General features: G+C 58.6%; 19 protein-coding genes and 1 pseudogene. 14 read left to right on the forward strand and 6 right to left on the reverse strand.

The window, feature by feature from the left end; genetic code table 11:
- Positions 1 to 373: 373 nt before the first annotated feature.
- From CC94_RS0100790 to CC94_RS0100800, 3 genes and pseudogenes are all read right to left on the reverse strand, one after another.
- Positions 374 to 1,348: a DUF3137 domain-containing protein gene (locus tag CC94_RS0100790; RefSeq protein ID WP_245549374.1), complete on the reverse strand. Its 975-nt coding sequence runs from the start codon at positions 1,346 to 1,348 to the stop codon at positions 374 to 376.
- Positions 1,349 to 1,379: 31 nt separating this feature from the next.
- Positions 1,380 to 1,607: pseudogene (locus tag CC94_RS0100795) on the reverse strand (LemA family protein); the annotation flags it as partial.
- Between the two features lie 108 nt (positions 1,608 to 1,715).
- Positions 1,716 to 2,882, reverse strand: a complete 1,167-nt coding sequence (locus tag CC94_RS0100800) for an EAL domain-containing protein (RefSeq protein ID WP_031429500.1) — start codon at positions 2,880 to 2,882, stop codon at positions 1,716 to 1,718.
- A 190-nt stretch (positions 2,883 to 3,072) separates the two neighbouring features.
- Here CC94_RS0100800 and CC94_RS0100805 point away from each other — a divergent pair, with 190 nt between their 5' ends.
- Positions 3,073 to 3,516: a ferritin-like domain-containing protein gene (locus tag CC94_RS0100805; protein WP_005373121.1), complete on the forward strand. Its 444-nt coding sequence runs from the start codon at positions 3,073 to 3,075 to the stop codon at positions 3,514 to 3,516.
- 101 nt (positions 3,517 to 3,617) lie between these two features.
- Here the strand turns inward: CC94_RS0100805 and CC94_RS0100815 are convergent, their stop codons facing one another.
- From CC94_RS0100815 to CC94_RS0100825, 3 genes are read right to left on the reverse strand one after another with little or no spacing between them, the layout of a single operon-like run.
- A complete protein-coding gene (locus CC94_RS0100815) occupies positions 3,618 to 4,481 on the reverse strand; it encodes an AAA family ATPase (protein WP_005373122.1) in 864 nt (287 codons plus the stop codon).
- A 17-nt stretch (positions 4,482 to 4,498) separates the two neighbouring features.
- Positions 4,499 to 4,924, reverse strand: a complete 426-nt coding sequence (gene hemJ / locus CC94_RS0100820) for a protoporphyrinogen oxidase HemJ (protein WP_005373123.1) — start codon at positions 4,922 to 4,924, stop codon at positions 4,499 to 4,501.
- A 3-nt stretch (positions 4,925 to 4,927) separates the two neighbouring features.
- Positions 4,928 to 5,437 (reverse strand): TlpA family protein disulfide reductase, encoded by a 510-nt coding sequence (locus CC94_RS0100825; RefSeq protein ID WP_245549375.1) that lies wholly within the window; start codon positions 5,435 to 5,437, stop codon positions 4,928 to 4,930.
- Positions 5,438 to 5,631: 194 nt separating this feature from the next.
- Here CC94_RS0100825 and CC94_RS0100830 point away from each other — a divergent pair, with 194 nt between their 5' ends.
- The 13 genes from CC94_RS0100830 to tolA all read left to right on the forward strand — a co-directional run bounded on the left by CC94_RS0100830 (position 5,632) and on the right by tolA (position 16,064).
- Positions 5,632 to 6,687: a transposase gene (locus tag CC94_RS0100830; RefSeq protein WP_005368514.1), complete on the forward strand. Its 1,056-nt coding sequence runs from the start codon at positions 5,632 to 5,634 to the stop codon at positions 6,685 to 6,687.
- A gap of 155 nt (positions 6,688 to 6,842) precedes the next feature.
- Positions 6,843 to 8,426: a phosphoglycerate dehydrogenase gene (gene serA, locus CC94_RS0100835; RefSeq protein ID WP_031429503.1), complete on the forward strand. Its 1,584-nt coding sequence runs from the start codon at positions 6,843 to 6,845 to the stop codon at positions 8,424 to 8,426.
- Positions 8,423 to 9,064: an HAD-IB family phosphatase gene (locus CC94_RS0100840; protein ID WP_031429505.1), complete on the forward strand. Its 642-nt coding sequence runs from the start codon at positions 8,423 to 8,425 to the stop codon at positions 9,062 to 9,064. The genes serA and CC94_RS0100840 overlap by 4 nt, the downstream gene beginning before the upstream one ends.
- A 16-nt stretch (positions 9,065 to 9,080) precedes the next feature.
- Positions 9,081 to 9,320 (forward strand): type II toxin-antitoxin system HicA family toxin, encoded by a 240-nt coding sequence (locus tag CC94_RS0100845; protein WP_005373128.1) that lies wholly within the window; start codon positions 9,081 to 9,083, stop codon positions 9,318 to 9,320.
- A complete protein-coding gene (locus tag CC94_RS0100850; RefSeq protein ID WP_005373129.1) occupies positions 9,317 to 9,679 on the forward strand; it encodes a type II toxin-antitoxin system HicB family antitoxin in 363 nt (120 codons plus the stop codon). Before CC94_RS0100845 ends, CC94_RS0100850 begins: the two co-directional genes overlap by 4 nt.
- Before the next feature lie 136 nt (positions 9,680 to 9,815).
- Complete coding sequence (locus tag CC94_RS0100855) at positions 9,816 to 10,565, forward strand: YebC/PmpR family DNA-binding transcriptional regulator (protein ID WP_005373130.1); 750 nt, start codon at positions 9,816 to 9,818, stop codon at positions 10,563 to 10,565.
- Between the two features lie 6 nt (positions 10,566 to 10,571).
- Positions 10,572 to 11,099, forward strand: coding sequence for a crossover junction endodeoxyribonuclease RuvC (gene ruvC / locus CC94_RS0100860; protein ID WP_005373132.1), 528 nt, complete (start codon positions 10,572 to 10,574; stop codon positions 11,097 to 11,099).
- Complete coding sequence (gene ruvA / locus CC94_RS0100865) at positions 11,096 to 11,695, forward strand: Holliday junction branch migration protein RuvA (protein ID WP_031429506.1); 600 nt, start codon at positions 11,096 to 11,098, stop codon at positions 11,693 to 11,695. The genes ruvC and ruvA overlap by 4 nt, the downstream gene beginning before the upstream one ends.
- A complete protein-coding gene (gene ruvB / locus CC94_RS0100870; RefSeq protein WP_031429507.1) occupies positions 11,692 to 12,726 on the forward strand; it encodes a Holliday junction branch migration DNA helicase RuvB in 1,035 nt (344 codons plus the stop codon). The genes ruvA and ruvB overlap by 4 nt, the downstream gene beginning before the upstream one ends.
- A gap of 107 nt (positions 12,727 to 12,833) precedes the next feature.
- Positions 12,834 to 13,253 (forward strand): tol-pal system-associated acyl-CoA thioesterase, encoded by a 420-nt coding sequence (gene ybgC, locus CC94_RS0100875; protein WP_005373137.1) that lies wholly within the window; start codon positions 12,834 to 12,836, stop codon positions 13,251 to 13,253.
- Positions 13,250 to 13,927 (forward strand): protein TolQ, encoded by a 678-nt coding sequence (gene tolQ / locus CC94_RS0100880; RefSeq protein WP_005373139.1) that lies wholly within the window; start codon positions 13,250 to 13,252, stop codon positions 13,925 to 13,927. Before ybgC ends, tolQ begins: the two co-directional genes overlap by 4 nt.
- Complete coding sequence (locus tag CC94_RS0100885; RefSeq protein ID WP_031429508.1) at positions 13,924 to 14,367, forward strand: ExbD/TolR family protein; 444 nt, start codon at positions 13,924 to 13,926, stop codon at positions 14,365 to 14,367. Before tolQ ends, CC94_RS0100885 begins: the two co-directional genes overlap by 4 nt.
- A gap of 5 nt (positions 14,368 to 14,372) precedes the next feature.
- Complete coding sequence (gene tolA / locus CC94_RS0100890) at positions 14,373 to 16,064, forward strand: cell envelope integrity protein TolA (protein ID WP_031429510.1); 1,692 nt, start codon at positions 14,373 to 14,375, stop codon at positions 16,062 to 16,064.
- The last annotated feature ends 235 nt before the right edge of the window (positions 16,065 to 16,299 follow it).

A 16,299-nucleotide genomic window follows, 5' to 3' on the forward strand; every position in this document is an offset into this window, starting at 1 on the left:
ATCCCTGCAGTCTGGATCTCGGCACAAATCTGTCTGGAACAGATTTGCATTGACCCGAAGGGGGCCAGGCAGGAAAGCCTGGCATGAATCCCTGCCGAGATGACGGCTTGACTTAACGGTAGTGCGCCCTTATACGCGATATGAAAATGCTCTAGAAATCGTTCCCATACTCCGGCCTGGGAATGTAATAGCTGTAGGGCGGATTAGACGCGCCATTCGGTAAACTCTCCGGTATGTGGAGAGCTCTACGCGCGTCGTAATCCGCCATGTCCAAGCGCGATTTCATACGGCGGATTACGACGCGCGGTAAAAGCCTTCAGAGCTGAGAGTCCGAATAAAATGCGCGTCTAATCCGCTCTACAACAAACAACTCCTAAACCTTCCCCCAAATCCTCAGATTCAGGTTCAGGTCGTCCACGATCCCCGCGACCAGCGCTAGATAGCGGAAATATTCCCGCAAATACCCCGACTGCGCGCCGCTCGAAAAAATCTTCGGCTCGAACAGGTTTTTATTGATCGACAGCGCCAGGAACAATTTCGAATGGATGAAGGCAATATGGACCCGAGTGCCGGCCTTGTTCCTGAAGTTGACCAGCCGTTCCATCAGCGACGGCGACAGAATGTAGCGGGCCTCGACCTGATCGGTGCCGTACACGGTAAACAGCTTTTCGAATTCCGGATTTTCCAGTGCGACGAGCTCGCCGTGCCCGAAACTCCATTTTTCGAAGAGTCTGCCGATCCCTAAAATGTTTTCTCTGGCATCGGGCACCACATAAGTTTTGCCCAGAAAGTGCTTGTTGAAATCGGCAATGAAGAAAATGCCTTTAAAAACGGTCTCCCAGCGCGTCTGCCGCCGTCCTTTCGAATCGGTCGTTTCATGTTTTTCCTGATGCCAAAGTTCGGAGAAACGCAGGCGGGTCGCGCCGAGCCCCCCTTCGACCAGATCGTCTCCTTCGAAACGATCGATCCGGCTTCTGAAAATATCGGATTCCCGGTAATCGTCTTCGCCGATATGGCGGTGCGGATAATAATCGAGATGCGGGTCGATCAATGCAACCAGTTCGCGAATCACGCCATTCTTGAATTCGGCCGTATAGTCTTTTTTCTTTTCGCTGAAACGATAAAACTGATAAAGCGCGGCAACCGCAAACGGCGCCGCCGCCACTAAATAAACGGGTTGGCCGGTCCTGAACAGCAACACGAAGCCGGGCGCACTCGCCAGCAAAAACACGACGCCGGTCCAGAACAGCGCCAGCAGCGCTTTACGTCCCGGCTCCAGATCGCGCAATACCGGCGCCAGGTTATCGCGGTAACGCTTGATAAAATCTTCGGCCGAATTCATAGGCATCGGGCATTTTTACGGGAAAGGCGGATCGGGCTCAGCTTGCGAACAATTCCCTGGCGTCGATATTTTGCCTTTCTTCGGGAATCTCGATATAGGCCTTCAGGGAATCATTCATCATGCCGGCCGGAAGATTCGTCGGAAACTGTTCGCAGGCATTGTTATAGCTCATCACCGAGGCGTTGTATGTTCGGCGCGCCGCAGAAACCTGTTCCTCGTGTTCCTCGGTTTCATTCCAGGCGGCCTGCAGTTGGATGAAGTTCTGATTGGCTTTGAAATATCGCGATCATGGGAAGATAATTCAACAGGGAAAAAGGGTACAGGAAGGGCATCGCATCAGAAGGAGGAATCATGCAATCATCAAGGTTTGAGGCTACAAAGGAAAAAGTTCGATCGCAGGCTTCGGACGCCCGAAGTAATGGCCTTGCGCATACGCCGCGCCGCTGCGTTTCAGGACTTCGGCCTGATGGACGTTCTCCACGCCCTCGCCCAGGATCAAGGCACCCAGTCGTTTGACGGCATGAATGGTTCTCTGCATCCCGCTATCCACTTCGGCGCTGCAGCCGATGCGGCTGACCACCGTGATGCAGAGCTTCACGATTTCCGGGCGCATCGTCTCGACCGTAGTCAAATCGAAGAAACCGCAGCCGGTATCGTCGAGCGAGAGGCGCAGACCCGAGGGCAGCAAGCCGCTGACCGCATCATGAAGCCCCGCCACCGAAGCGACCGGCACATGCTCGGTGAGCTCGAACACCACGCGCGGCAGCAAAGGCGCGATCTTGGGGTCGCGGACGAACTGGCCGAATTCAGGCGATATCAGCAGCGCCGGTCCCAGGTTTACCGAGATCCATAACGGTTCGGGGATCGCCTTCAGCCACTCTATCGCCCGTCGCAGGCAGGCCAGCTCCAGCACGTCGGTCAACCGGTGATACCGGGCCGCGCCGAACAAGCCGTCGGCCAGATGCACGGCCGAATCGACCGGCCCGCGCGTGAGCGCCTCGTAGCCGACCGTGGTTCCGTTCTGCAGTTCGACGATCGGCTGGAAATAACTCAGCAGTCCGCCGCCGTTGACCAGTTGCCGTAAATAATCTTCGGAGACGTCGGCCCGCATCAGGCTGGCGCCGGTTTCCTCGCTCAATGCCTGATTCACGGCGCTTTCGATCGATTCGGGATCCACCGCATCGGTCTCGGCAATGACCAGATTGAATCCCTGGCGGCTGCCGGTGGCCTGGCCGAAACAGCCGATCAGCAGTTCGTGCATCATCACCGCGCCGATTTCCCGCAATACCGGCCGCTGCTCCTCCATGTCCGTCCGCATCAGCGACGCTTTCTCGGCGAATAGACAGTACCAGCGGCCGAACTCGGGAGAGGCAACCTCGCCGCAGCGCCGATAACGGCTCAACAACCGTCCGCAGAATTCCTCGACGCCGCGAGTCAAATCGGCATGCGCGACTTCTACGACCGCCGCCCCGAACACCGCGAGAAAGTGAGCCGGATCGTTCAATTGCACAGCGAGCACATAACAGCGTGAGTCGGTCATCGGGCGTCCTGTCGTACAAAATTCCGGTTTTATAACACGACCGGCGCGCAAGTCAACGCCGGCGGAACCCCACTTACCGGTTCGGCAACTCGGATCGGCGATTGCCGGCCGTAGCTGACGCGCCGAAGTCGCAAAATTCCGCCAAAACCGATATAGTTAAGCTTCCCTCATATGGCTTTTGGAGGCAAACATGACTCATAACGGATTCGATAAAGACGAAGTCGTCACGGTGCTGAACAAGATTCTGGAAACCGAACTGGCCGGCGTGGTACGCTATACCCACTATGCATTGATGGTGGTCGGCTTCGGGCGCATACCGATCGTCGGCTGGATGCGGGATCAGGCGGCCGAATCGCTGCGGCATGCAAACGAAGCGGGCGAACTGATCACCCTGCTGGACGCGCACCCCTCGCTCGGCATCGGACCGCTGCTCGAAACCCACAGGCATGACGTCGGCGACATCCTGCGCGAGTCGCTCGACCATGAGATGCTGGCGCTGTCGGCCTACAATACCTTGCTCGACCTGGTCGCAGGCCACCATGTCCTGCTTGAGGAATATGCCCGCAGGCTGATCGCGCAGGAAGAAATGCATCTGGGCGAAGTCAGGAAAATGCTGAAGAAGCCCGGCGGATAAAAGAAAAGGCGTTCAATGAAAACGCCTTTCCGGTTGCCGGAGCGGGCAAACGGCATCAACGTCCGTTTGCCGGCTCCGGCTGCGGTTAAAGCCGCATGGCGTTAAACGCCGATCCCCATCTCCGCTTCCCAGGCTTGCCGGACCGACGGCGGCACCGCGACGGCAAGTTCACTGAATCGGCGTTTCGGATCCGCCATCTCTTCGGTCAGAATGCGCGCAGGCAAAAGATCGATACCGGCCCGGCGCGCGGCCAGCGCTTTTTTATGGCCTTTAGCGATATAGATCAGGCCATCGTGGACGAATACCGAAATCGGCCGGCTGAAGTCGAAATCCGGATTCGCCTGCCCAGCCGCCTCCGGTGCCGGGGCATGCGTCGGCGACAGTCTGCGCGGATCGAGCCAGAGCGCCGGAAAATTTCCCCCTTGATTCCGCTGCTCGAAGCATGCATAGATCTTTCGAGCAATCGTTTCCGGCGCGGTATAAGACGTATCGACGACCAGGTCGTAATTCCGGTAAAGCCTGAAATGCACGTTGTACAGCTTGTAGAAGCGCTGGTCTTCGTAGCTTTGGCGCTTCAGGTTGTTCTGCAACGTCGCCTCCAGCGACGGATTGTGCTCGTCGCTGCGCCCCGCGCCGAACACCCGTTCCGCGCCTATCAAGGGATCGACTGACAAATACACCTTGAACGCCGCCGGAATGAAATGCCAGGCCAGCCGCGAGTCGATGATCAAACGGTCCTGGGTCTTGCCGGTTTCGATCACGTAGTTGTCGATCTCGTCGTCGACGCTGCGGTCGGTTTCCGAAATCTTGTTCAGTTCGAGCGTGGTCAGGCCGCGCCGTTCCGCAATCGCGCGCTGAATTTTGCCGGTGCCGATGATATCGAATTCGGTCAGTTTTTGCAGTTCTGCCGCGACCGAAGACTTGCCGCTGCCGATGTCGCCGGACAGGGTAATAATGTGTTTCATGGATAAAAAAATAGCGGTTAAAAAGGTTTGACCACGGCCAGAATCACGATGCCGAACAGGAACAACACCGGCACTTCGTTCATCCAGCGGAAATAGACGTGGCTATGAGAGTTACGACCGTGTTTGAAGTCGGCGAGCCATTTGCCGCATAAACCGTGATAGCCGACCAACAGCGTCAGCAAGGCCAGTTTCGCATGCAGCCAGCCGCTGCTCCGGTAAAGCGCCCAGGCGTAATCGGCCAGCATCCAGACGCCGAATAGCAGGGTCAACAGCATACCCGGCGTCATGATGCCGTAATACAGCTTGCGTTCCATGATCTTGAAGCGCTCGCGGCTGACGCTGTCCGAACTCAGCGCATGGTAAACGAACAGGCGCGGCAGATAAAACAGCCCGGCGAACCAGGTGACCATGAATATCAAATGAAAGGCTTTCAACCAAAGCATGGCTCATCCTTTGTTCAACATGGCGGCAATTCGGCTTTGCCACGCGGAATAGTCGAAAACGCCGACCGATTTTTCGGCGATCTTGCCCTCGGGACTGATCAGAAAAGTCGTCGGGGTGAATTGCACATTGCCGAACGCCAACGCATGCGCCGAGTTAAGATCCAGCGCCACATCATAGGGCAGTTGCCTATCCCGTGTCATTGCGACGACATGGCTGGGCGGATCGTAAGCCATCGCCACCGCCATGATTTCCAGCCCCTGAGGATGGAACCGCCGGTACAGATCGATCAAATGCGGAATCTCGAGCATGCAGGAAGGACAATCGGTCGCCCAGAAGGTCACGATCGCCGGCTTGCCGCGCCACGCATGCGAAGCGGCCTGCTTGCCGGTAATCGTGGTGAACACCACGTCCGGCGCCGTGCCGCCCATCCTGGACAGCGCCAACCCGATAAGCCATGCGGCGAGAACCAGCACCGGCAAACCGAACAACCCTCTCGCCCTGAACAATCGCAAACCCCTTTCCCGCCTGCCTTTCGAAATTTCCGATTATACCAAATCCCGCCCGAAGCCGGGCGAATAGTCGCCCAAGCAATACGGAAGGCGTGCGCCCGCTGCATACCGGCGACGCAATTTTCGCCCCTGTTTCCTCATCACCTATCAGTTTCAGATAAACTATCCCCCTCTGCAACTTTTGATTCAAGGTAAGCTTGGGAACTGTAAGAAAACTGGCGAATGAAGTGGAGCACGGGCTTGCGGGGGCACTTCCGAGGCTGCGCAAGACGGTGGTAGGGAAATTGGCGCTGGCCGTGGGTGCGATGATCGAAGGCCAGACGCCGAACACCGTGGAACTGGCCAATCTGCTGCCTTTGGAGACCGAGCGGCAGGACATGCGCGAACAATGGCTGAGGCGCTTGCTGAAGAATCCCTTGCTGCTCGCCCCGAGGGTGATGGAGCCGTTCACACGGGAGGCGCTGGCTAAGGCCGCGCGGAACGGCCAGACCGTGCTGCTGGCTATGGACCAGACTGACTTGGGCGACCGGATGGCGTTGCTGGTGGTGGCCCTGAGGGTCGGCGACCGGGCGCTGCCCTTAGTTTGGCGGGCGGAGGCGGGGCCGGCCAACATCGGCTTCGAGAGTCAGCAAAGGCTGCTGGAGCAGGTGCGGGCCTGGCTGCCTGCGGGGGCGCAGGTGCTGCTCTCGGCGGACCGGTTCTACCCCTCAGCCGCTCTGTTCGGCTGGGTCCAGACCCACGGTTGGGGTTACCGGCTGCGGCTGAAAGGCAACGTGCTGGCGGACACCGGACATGGCGACGAGACCATCACCGGTCAGTTGGCACAAGGCGTGGCGGAACGTTATCTGTCGGGGGTGAGGCTGTTCACACAGGGGCTCATGACGAACCTGGGCATCCTCCACGAAGCCGGGCATCCAGACCCTTGGATCATCGCGATGGACTGCCCTCCGTCGCGGGCGTCGGTGCTGGACTATGCCGCGCGCTGGGCCATCGAGCCGATGTTCTCCGACTTCAAGGGCCGGGGCTTCGACCTGGGGAGCTCACAGCTTTGGCACGCGGACCGCCTGGAGCGACTGGTCCTGATCATGGCGCTGGCGATGTACTGGTGCGTCCGCGTCGGCCAGGACGACGCCCTGGCGCGTCCGACGCCGCTCGAAAAAAAACCGGGGAACAAAGTGACCCCGACCATTGGAGCTTCAGGAAACTCCGCCGCAGCCTGGTCTCCTGGTTCATCCGCGGTCTGCGCCGACTGAAGCGCTGCCTGCAAAACGGCATCCCTTTGCCCGCCTTTTATGGAACGGGGTAAAGTGATAGGTGATGAGCCCCTGTTTCAAAGCCCATACCGGGAGCCGGGCAAATCTGCTAGAATGGCGCCTTTTAAGTACGTATCCCTGCGGCCATCATCGACATGAAAAGAATCCTCATCTCCGACAAATTATCCGAAGCCGGCATCAATTACCTGACCGAACAATCCGGCATCCAGGTTCACATCGAAACCGGTCTCGACGAAGACGGCTTGTGCAACATTATCGGAGATTTCGACGCGCTGTTGATCCGCAGCGATACCAAGGTCACCCCAAAAGTTCTGCAGGCCGCCAAGCGTCTGAAACTGATCGGCCGCGCCGGCATCGGCGTCGACAACGTCGACATTCCGGCCGCGACCGAAATGGGCGTGATCGTGATGAATACGCCCGATGCGAACGCGACCACGACCGCCGAACTGGCGATCGCGCACATGATGTCGCTGAGCCGCAAGCTGCCCACCGCCGACAGCTCGGTACGGGCCGGCAAATGGGAACGCTCCAAGCTGATGGGCGCGGAAGTCGCGCACAAAACGCTGGCGATCCTCGGCTTCGGCACGATCGGCCGGATCGTCGCCCAGCGCGGCCACGGGCTCCGCATGAAAGTGATCGCGTACGATCCGTTCGTCGCGCCCGAAATCTTCGCCGATCTCGGCGTTGAACCGGTCGGCCTGGACGAGCTGGTCAGCCGCGCCGATTACCTGACCCTGCACTGTCCGCTGATCGAAAAGACCAAGAGCATCATCGGCGCCCAGCAGCTCGGTATGATGAAAAGGAGCGCCCGGATCATCAACTGCGCGCGCGGCGGCCTGATCGACGAAGGTGCGCTGTACGAGGCGCTGAAGAACGGCCGAATCGCCGGCGCCGCGCTCGACGTGTTCGAAAACGAACCGCCGGCCGGATCTCCCCTGCTCGAACTCGACAATATCGTCTTCACGCCGCATCTGGGCGCTTCCACCTCCGAAGCGCAGGTCGCGGTCAGCGTCGAAATCGCGCGTCAGGCGGTCACCTTCCTGCAGACCGGCGAAGCGATCAATGCGATCAACCTGCCGCGGCTGTCCGCCGAAGAACTGCAAAAATCCCAGGACTACATGAACCTTGCTACCAAACTGGGCAAGGTCGTGGTCGGGCTTGCCACTCAACCGATCGAAAAACTCGAAGTTGCCCTTTTCGGCCGCGCGGCCGAAGTCGAAACGCGCCCGATCTCGGTCGCGGCCCTGGTCGGCGTGCTGGCCGATCAGTTCTCGACGCCGGTCAACCGGGTCAACGCCGAAAACATCGCCAAACGCCAGGGCATTTCGCTGATCGAATCGAAAACTACCGAAACCGAAGACTACGTGTCGCTGATCCGGGTCACCGGGCACAGCACGAACCAGGACATCAGCGCGGCGGGCGTGTTGCTCGGCGGCCATCATCCCCGGCTGATCGGCATCAATCATTTCGACATCGAAGTGGTACCGGAAGGCACGCTGCTGATCACCCGGCATGACGACCGGCCGGGCGTGATTTCCGCGATCAGCGCGGTGCTCGGCAATGCGAACATCAACATCACCCGAATGCAGGTCGGCACCGCCGACAGCCAGCAGCAGGCGATGGCGGTGATCAGCGTCAGCGAACCGGTTCCCGAGTCCCTGCTGAAACAACTGCACGACGTGCCGCCGGTGCAGCAGGTCACCCAGATCAACTTATGAGTTTCGGCATCGTCTGTTTCGACTGCGACAGTACGTTAAGCCGGATCGAAGGCATCGACGAGCTGGCCGGACGCGCCGGCATCGGCGAAGCGATGGCCCGGCTGACCGACGCGGCGATGAACGGCGAAGTGCCGCTCGAAGCGGTCTACGAAAAGCGGCTGTCGCTGATCCGGCCGGATGCGGACAGCATCGACTGGCTGGCCGGGCTGTACATCGCCGAAATAGTCGAAGGCGTGGCGGACGTTTTTTCGGCGCTCGCCGCGCACGGCAAGGAAGTCCATATCGTCAGCGGCGGCCTGCGCCAGGCGATCCTGCCGCTGGCAGGGTTTCTCGGCGTGCCGGAAAACCATGTACATGCGGTCGACATCTATTTCAACGCCGACGGCGGCTACCGCGATTTCGACCAAACCTCGCCTTTGGCCCGGACCGGCGGCAAGGCGCAAATCTGCCGGGACCTCAAACGTCCGGAAACGCCGCTGGTGCTGATCGGCGACGGCAAGACCGACATGGAGGCCAAGCAGGACGGCGTCAGCGTGATCGGTTTCGGCGGTGTTGCCGCGCGGCCCGTCGTCCGCGAACTGGCCGACCATTTCGTGAACGGACCGAGTTTGGCGGCGGTGTTGAGACATATTCTGTAGTTAAAAATGTCTATAAATGAGCAAAGCCGGCAAAACCCTCGACAAGATGCGAGCCAATCCCCGCGACTGGCGGATTGAAGATCTGGAGTCCGTGGCGAAACAGCATCAACTGATAATACGCAAACCGGGCGGCAGCCACGTGATTTTTCAAAAACAAGGGATTGACTTTGCAGTTAGCGTTCCTGCGCATAAGCCCATTAAACCGATTTATGTGCGGCGTTTGATCGAATTAATCGATGCAGGAGATGAACAATGAATATTCCCGATTTCGACGATTATCCTTTTGAAGTCCGCCCTTTATCTCCGGAAGATGGCGGCGGATTTTTGATCACGTTTCCGGATTTGCCGGGCTGCATGGCGGATGGAGAAACCCCGGAAGAGGCGATTCTGGAAGGAAGAGATGCATTCCGGTGTTGGATGTTGGCACACGCCGAAGGCGGCCGGCCTGTTCCGCTGCCGAACAGCGGCGGCGAGTCCGGAAAATTCGTGCAGCGATTGCCGAAGTCACTGCATGCGAAATTATCCGCCCGCGCAAAGCAGGAAGGCGTTAGCCTGAATACGCTGGTACTTACTTTCATTGCGGAAGGTTTGGGACAACGTAATTCGCACGCCTAATGCACAATGAGATTTTATCAAGATACCCACCGCGTACCTTAAATCACTCTCCCCGCGACGGAAAACACCCAAAATGGTATGCGGTATGTACCCTACAGTTTTTGTTAGTTTTAAAGATTAATGATTAGAGAAAACAATGGCAGGACACAGTAAATGGGCTAACATCCGGCACCGCAAGGCCGGACAGGACGCCAAACGCGGTAAGATCTTCACCAAGCTGCTGCGCGAAATCACCGTCGCGGTCAAATCCGGCGGTCCCGACGCCGGCAGCAATCCGACCTTGCGCACCGCAATCGACAAGGCGCTCGGCTCGAACATGCGCCGCGACACGATCGATAATGCGATCAAAAAGGCATCAGGCGCACAGGAAGGCGTGAATTACGAGGAAGTGCGCTACGAAGGCTACGGCCCCGGCGGCACCGCGGTGATGGTCGAGTGCCTGACCGACAACCGCAACCGCACCGTCAGCGATGTCCGCCATGCATTCACGAAGGCGGGCGGCAACCTCGGCACCGACGGCTCGGTCGCCTATCTGTTCACCAAGACCGGCATGCTGAGTTATGCGGAAGACGCCGATGAAGACGCGCTAATGGAAGCCGCGCTGGAAGCCGGCGCAAATGACGTGGTCACCAACGACGACGGCTCGATCGACGTGATGACCTCGCCCGAAGACTATCTGGCCGTCAAGGAGACGCTGATCGCGGCCGGCTTCACCCCCGACAACGCGGAAGTCACCATGCAGGCCTCGACCCAGACCGAACTGGGTCCCGAAGACGCGGAAAAAATGCTGCGCCTGATCGACCGCCTGGAAGATCTCGACGACGTGCAGAACGTCTATTCGAACGCGGACATCAGCGAAGAAATCATGGCCCAGTTCGCAGGCTGACCCCTCTTGAATTCCAATGACACAGAGAGCCAGACCGTCCGGATTCTCGGCATCGACCCCGGCTCGCGCATCACCGGCTACGGCATCATCGAACAGGGACTGAACGACTGCCGCTACATAGCCAGCGGCTGCATCCGGGTTCAGGCCGATTATTTTCCGGACCGGTTGAAACAGATTTTCGATTCGGTACTCGAAATCATTGAAGTTTACCGGCCCGAACAAATGGCCATTGAACAGGTATTCATGCACAAAAACGCCGATTCGGCGCTGAAGCTCGGCCAGGCGCGCGGGGCGGCGATTTGCGCGGTGCAGACCGCCGATCTGCCGGTCTTCGAATATGCGGCCCGCCAGGTCAAGCAGGCGCTGGTCGGCAAGGGCAACGCGGAGAAAACGCAGGTGCAGCATATGGTCAAAATTCTGCTCGGCATCCAGGGCGAACTGCAAATCGACGCCAGCGACGCACTGGGACTGTGCCTGTGCCATTCGCACCACCGTCAGACCGCGTTGCGGATTCGCCGGAGCACGACGCGATGATCGGCTTCTTGCGCGGCATTCTGGCTCACAAGGCCCCTCCCCTGCTGCTGCTCGACGTACACGGCGTCGGCTACGAAATCGAAGCACCGATGACCACGTTTTACAATCTGCCGGCGGTCGGCAGCGAAGTCAAACTGCATACGCATCTGGTCGTGCGCGAAGACGCGCATAGCTTATTCGGCTTTTCCAGCGAAGCCGATCGGACCTTGTTCCGAAGCTTGATCAAGATCAGCGGCGTCGGCCCGAAGCTGGCGTTGACGCTGTTGTCCGGGCTGACCGCGGATCAGTTCCAGCGCGCAGTTCACGAAAATGATACGCAGGCTTTAGTCCGCCTGCCCGGCGTCGGCAAAAAAACCGCCGAACGCCTGATCATCGAAATGCGCGACCGGCTGCCCGAATTTGGCGGGGGCGCCCCGCTCGATATCGGCATCCAGGTCGGTCCGTCCGGTAACTCGCCCAAACAGGAAGCGATCAGCGCCCTGTGCGCATTGGGCTACAAGCCGCAGGATGCGGCCAAAATGGTGCAGAACGTCGCGACTGACGACAAACGCTGCGAAGACATCATCCGGCTGGCCTTGCAGGGTGCGGCGCGATGATCGAAAAAGACCGCCTGATCACGCCGCACAGCAGGCTCGACGAAGAGCGGCAGGACCGCGCGATCCGCCCGAAAAAGCTGGCCGACTACATCGGCCAGGAAGAACTGCGCACTCAGATGGAAATCTTCATCAAGGCCGCCACCGCGCGCCAGGAAGCGCTCGACCACGTATTAATTTTCGGCCCGCCCGGGCTCGGCAAAACCACGCTCGCGAACATCATCGCGGCCGAAATGTCGGTCAATATCCGCCAGACCTCGGGACCGGTGCTCGAAAAGGCCGGCGATCTGGCCGCCCTGCTGACCAATCTCGAAGCGCACGACGTGCTGTTCATCGACGAAATCCACCGGCTCAGCCCGGCGGTCGAAGAAATTCTCTATCCGGCGATGGAAGACTACCAGCTCGATATCATGATCGGCGAAGGCCCGGCCGCCCGCTCGATCAAACTGGATCTGCCGCCGTTCACCCTGGTCGGCGCGACGACCCGGGCGGGCCTTCTGACCTCGCCGCTGCGCGACCGCTTCGGGATCGTGCAGCGGCTCGAATTCTACACGATCGACGAACTCGCCAAGATCATCACCCGCTCGGCCGCTCTCCTGAACATCGCCATCGAACCGAACGGCGCGCTGGAAATCGCCAAACGCGCGCGCGGCACGCCGCGGATCGCCAACCGGCTGCTGCGCCGGGTGCGCGATTTCGCCGAGGTCAAAGGCTCGGGCGTCGTCTCCGAACAAATTGCCGTTCAGGCGCTGGACATGTTGAAAGTGGATCATAACGGCTTCGACGCGCTGGACCGGAAATTGCTTTTGACGATGATAGAGAACTTCGGCGGCGGACCGGTCGGGCTGGATACGCTGTCCGCCGCGATCAGCGAGGAACGCGGCACGATCGAAGACGTGCTGGAGCCGTACCTGCTGCAGCAGGGCTTCATCATGCGCACGCCGAGAGGGCGGATCGTCACCCAGAACGCCTATCTGCATTTCGGCTTGAAGCCACCCAATCGGCTCGGGACTTCGCTGGATTTGTTCGAATAATTCTACCGTTCCGGAATCCGGGCCTCTCGGTTCCGTTCAGCTGCCTCGAAACGGCCGTACCGTTCGTTGAATAAATTGCGCTTGAATCAAAAAAATTTAACCTTATCATGATACAAGGCGATAAACCTATAAAAAAATTCAATTGGCCGATTCGCGTCTATTACGAAGACACCGACGCCGGCGGCGTCGTGTTTCATTCGAATTATCTGAATTTTTTCGAGCGCGCCCGAACCGAAATGTTGCGCGCGTTCGGCCATGAGCAGGACGCGCTGAGGGCCGATTACGGCATCATTTTCGTCGTGCGTTCGTTGCAGGTCGATTATCTGAAACCGGCCCGCTTCAACGACCTGCTGCTCGTCGGCGCCCGGCTTACTGAAGCCAAAAAAGCCAGCCTGGTCTTCGAGCAGAAGATCACGCGCGGCGACGATATTTTATGTAAGGGCATCTTCCGCATCGCCTGCCTCGATGCGAATGCGATGACTCCGAAAGCGATTCCTCAACATTTGTTTAAAACCATTGAAGAATGAACACTGACTTATCGATCCTCCACCTCATCAAGGAAGCCAGCGTTGTCGTCCAATTCGTGATGGCGCTGCTGGTTTCGGCCTCTCTCGCCTCCTGGACGTTCATCTTTTCCAAACGGAAGGAACTCAAACGCGCGATCACGATCACAGACGAATTCGAGGCCGAATTCTGGTCGGGTGTCGCCCTCGCCGAACTTTACCGCAAACTGACCGCCAAAGGCTTCGAACCCGAAGGGATCGAAAAAATCTTTCTGGCCGGATACAAGGAATTCTCCCGTATGCGGCAGGCAGGCAACGTCGAACCGATCGTTCAGGTCGAAAGCGCGCAACGCGCCATGCGCATCGAATTGTCCCGCGAACTCGACCGGCTCGACGAACATCTGCCTTTTCTGGCCACGGTCGGGTCGACCAGCCCTTATGTCGGCCTGTTCGGCACGGTCTGGGGGATCATGAATTCATTCCGCTCATTGAGCAACGTCAAGCAGGCGACGCTGGCGCAGGTCGCGCCCGGCATCGCGGAAGCGCTGATCGCGACCGCGATCGGCCTGTTCGCGGCAATTCCCGCCGTGATCGCCTATAACCGCTTTTCGACCAATCTGGACCGCCTGATCGGGCGCTACGAATTGTTCGTCGAAGAGTTCGTCGTATTACTGCAAAGACAGGCGCACCAGAAATGAACAGAAAAAACGGCCGGCGCAGAAAGCCGATGAGCGAAATCAACGTCGTCCCTTATATCGACGTCACCCTCGTCTTACTGATTATTTTCATGATTACCACGCCGCTGCTGCTGCAGACCGGCGTCAAGGTCGATCTTCCTGAAGCCGAATCGGCGGTGGTCGAACCGAAGAACGATCCGCCGTTAGTGCTCACGATCCACAAAGAGCCGGCCGGGGATTACAAATATTTCATTATGTGCTGCGACAAAGAGCAGGAACCTATCGAACCCGAAGAAGTCGACGGTAGAGTATCGGCGGTCCTCGCCGAAAAACCCGAAACGCAAGTGCTGATCGAAGCCGACAGAGACGTCGATTACGGTACGGTCGTCACGATGATGGCCGGCATGAAGAATAGCGGTGTACCGAATGTCGGCCTGCTGACCCGGCCCGAAGAAAACTGAGCGGGATGAACACGAGAAAATACTCCTGGCCGTTCGTACTGGCCCTGATGCTGCATATCTCGATCATGCTGCTGTTCATCCTCAGTACGCTGTTCAAGCTGTCGGATAACTCGGAGCCGCCGCAACCGGAAATCATCCAGGCGACGATCGTCGAACAACCGCCCGAGCCGGCGTCTGCCAAGGCAAAACCCGAACCCGCGCCGGAGCAACAGCCGGCTCCGGCGCCCGAGGTCGATCAGGCCGCCGAAATGCAGAAAAAAGCCGCCGCAATAGCGGAGGCTCAGGCGGCGAAGGCCAGAGAAGCGGCTGAAAAAGCCGTCGAGGAAAGAAAAGCGCAGGAAAAAGCGGCCGCGCTGAAAGCACAGAAACTGGCCGAGGAAAAAGCCGAGGCGGCGGCCAGGGCCGAAGCGGAAAAAGCCGCCAAAGCGAAAGCCGAGGCCGAAAAGACCGCTGCCGAAAAAGCGAAAAGACTGGCCGCCGAAAAAGCCGAGGCGGAAAAGGCGGCCGAAGCGAAAGCGCAGAAACTTGCAGCCGAAAAAACGGAGGCCGAGGCCAAAGCGAGAAAACTCGCAGCGGAAAAAGCGGAAGCCACCGCCAAGGCGGAGGCGGAAAAGGCCGCCGCCGAAAAAGCACAAAAACTGGCTGCCGAAAAGGCCGCCGCTGCGAAGGCCAAAACGGAAGCCGAAGCGAAAGCCAAGATGGAAGCCGAAAGACTGGCCGACCTGAAAGCGCAAAGGCTCGCAGCCGAGAAAGCCGAACAGGAAAAAGCCGCCAAAGCCAAGGCCGAAGCGGAGAAAGCCAGAAAGCTCGCCGCCGAAAAAGCGGTCGAGGAAAAAGCTAAAAAGCTGGCCGCGGAAAAAGCCGCCGAGGAAAAAGCTAAAAAGCTGGCCACGGAAAAAGCTGCCGAGGAAAAAGCCAAAAAACTGGCTGCGGAAAAAGCCGCCGAGGAAAAAGCCAAAAAACTGGCTGCGGAAAAAGCCGAGACGGCGGCAAAGGCCAAAGCCGAGGCGGAAAAAGCCGCCAAAGCGAAAGCCGAGGCCGAGAAGGCGGCGGCCGAAAAAGTAAAAAAACTGGCCGCCGAGAAAGCGGCCAAGGCAAAAGCGGAAGCCGCAGCCAAGGCAAAAGCCGAAGCGGAAGCGAAAGCCAAAGCTGAAGCCGAGAAAGCGAAAAAATTAGCGGCTGAAAAAGCGGCAGCCGAAAAAGCCGCCGCCGCGAAGGCCAAAGTGGAAGCCGAAGCGAAAGCCAAGGCCAAAGCGGAGGCCGAGGCCAAAGCAAAGGTGGAAGCCGAACGTGCTGCAGCCGAGGCCAAAGCGAAAGCCGAAGCCCAAGCCAAGGCCGAAGCGGAAAGGGCCGCCGCCGAGAAAGCCGCTCAGGAAGCGAAAGCTAAAGCTGCCGCCTCGCAGGAGGCGATCACCAAGGCGATCCAGGCCATTCGGCTGAAGGTCAACCGCAGTTGGATCCGGCCGATGTCGATGAAGCCGGGCCTGAAATGCAAAATCCGGGTCAGATTGATGTCCGACGGCTCCGTGATCGAAGCCGAAGTCATCGCCTCCAGCGGCGACGAGATTTTCGACCGCTCGGCCGAGAATGCGGTCAACAAGGCGTCTCCGTTGCCGGTACCTCAGGATAAGGACGTGTTCGCGAAAAGTTTCCGGTCGTTTACGTTCACTTTCGATCCCGACCGGGGCGCTTATTAATATAACACTGCTCTGCGTAGGTTGGGTTAGGCGTTAGCCGTAACCCAACGAAATCGCAGACGGCAATGTTGGGTTACGCTATCGCTAACCCAACCTACAAATGCGTTCCCACGCCGAAGCGTGGAAACGATGAAAAGCTCACAGGTAGGGTACGCTGTGCGTACCTTTTTGGAGCCCAATCGAGTTCGAAAGTCGATGCAGGGTACGCAGAGCGTACCCTGCACATGATAATATT

The sequence above is a fragment of the Methylomicrobium agile genome, from assembly GCF_000733855.1.
In the GTDB taxonomy this organism is placed as follows: Bacteria; Pseudomonadota; Gammaproteobacteria; order Methylococcales; family Methylomonadaceae; genus Methylomicrobium; species Methylomicrobium agile.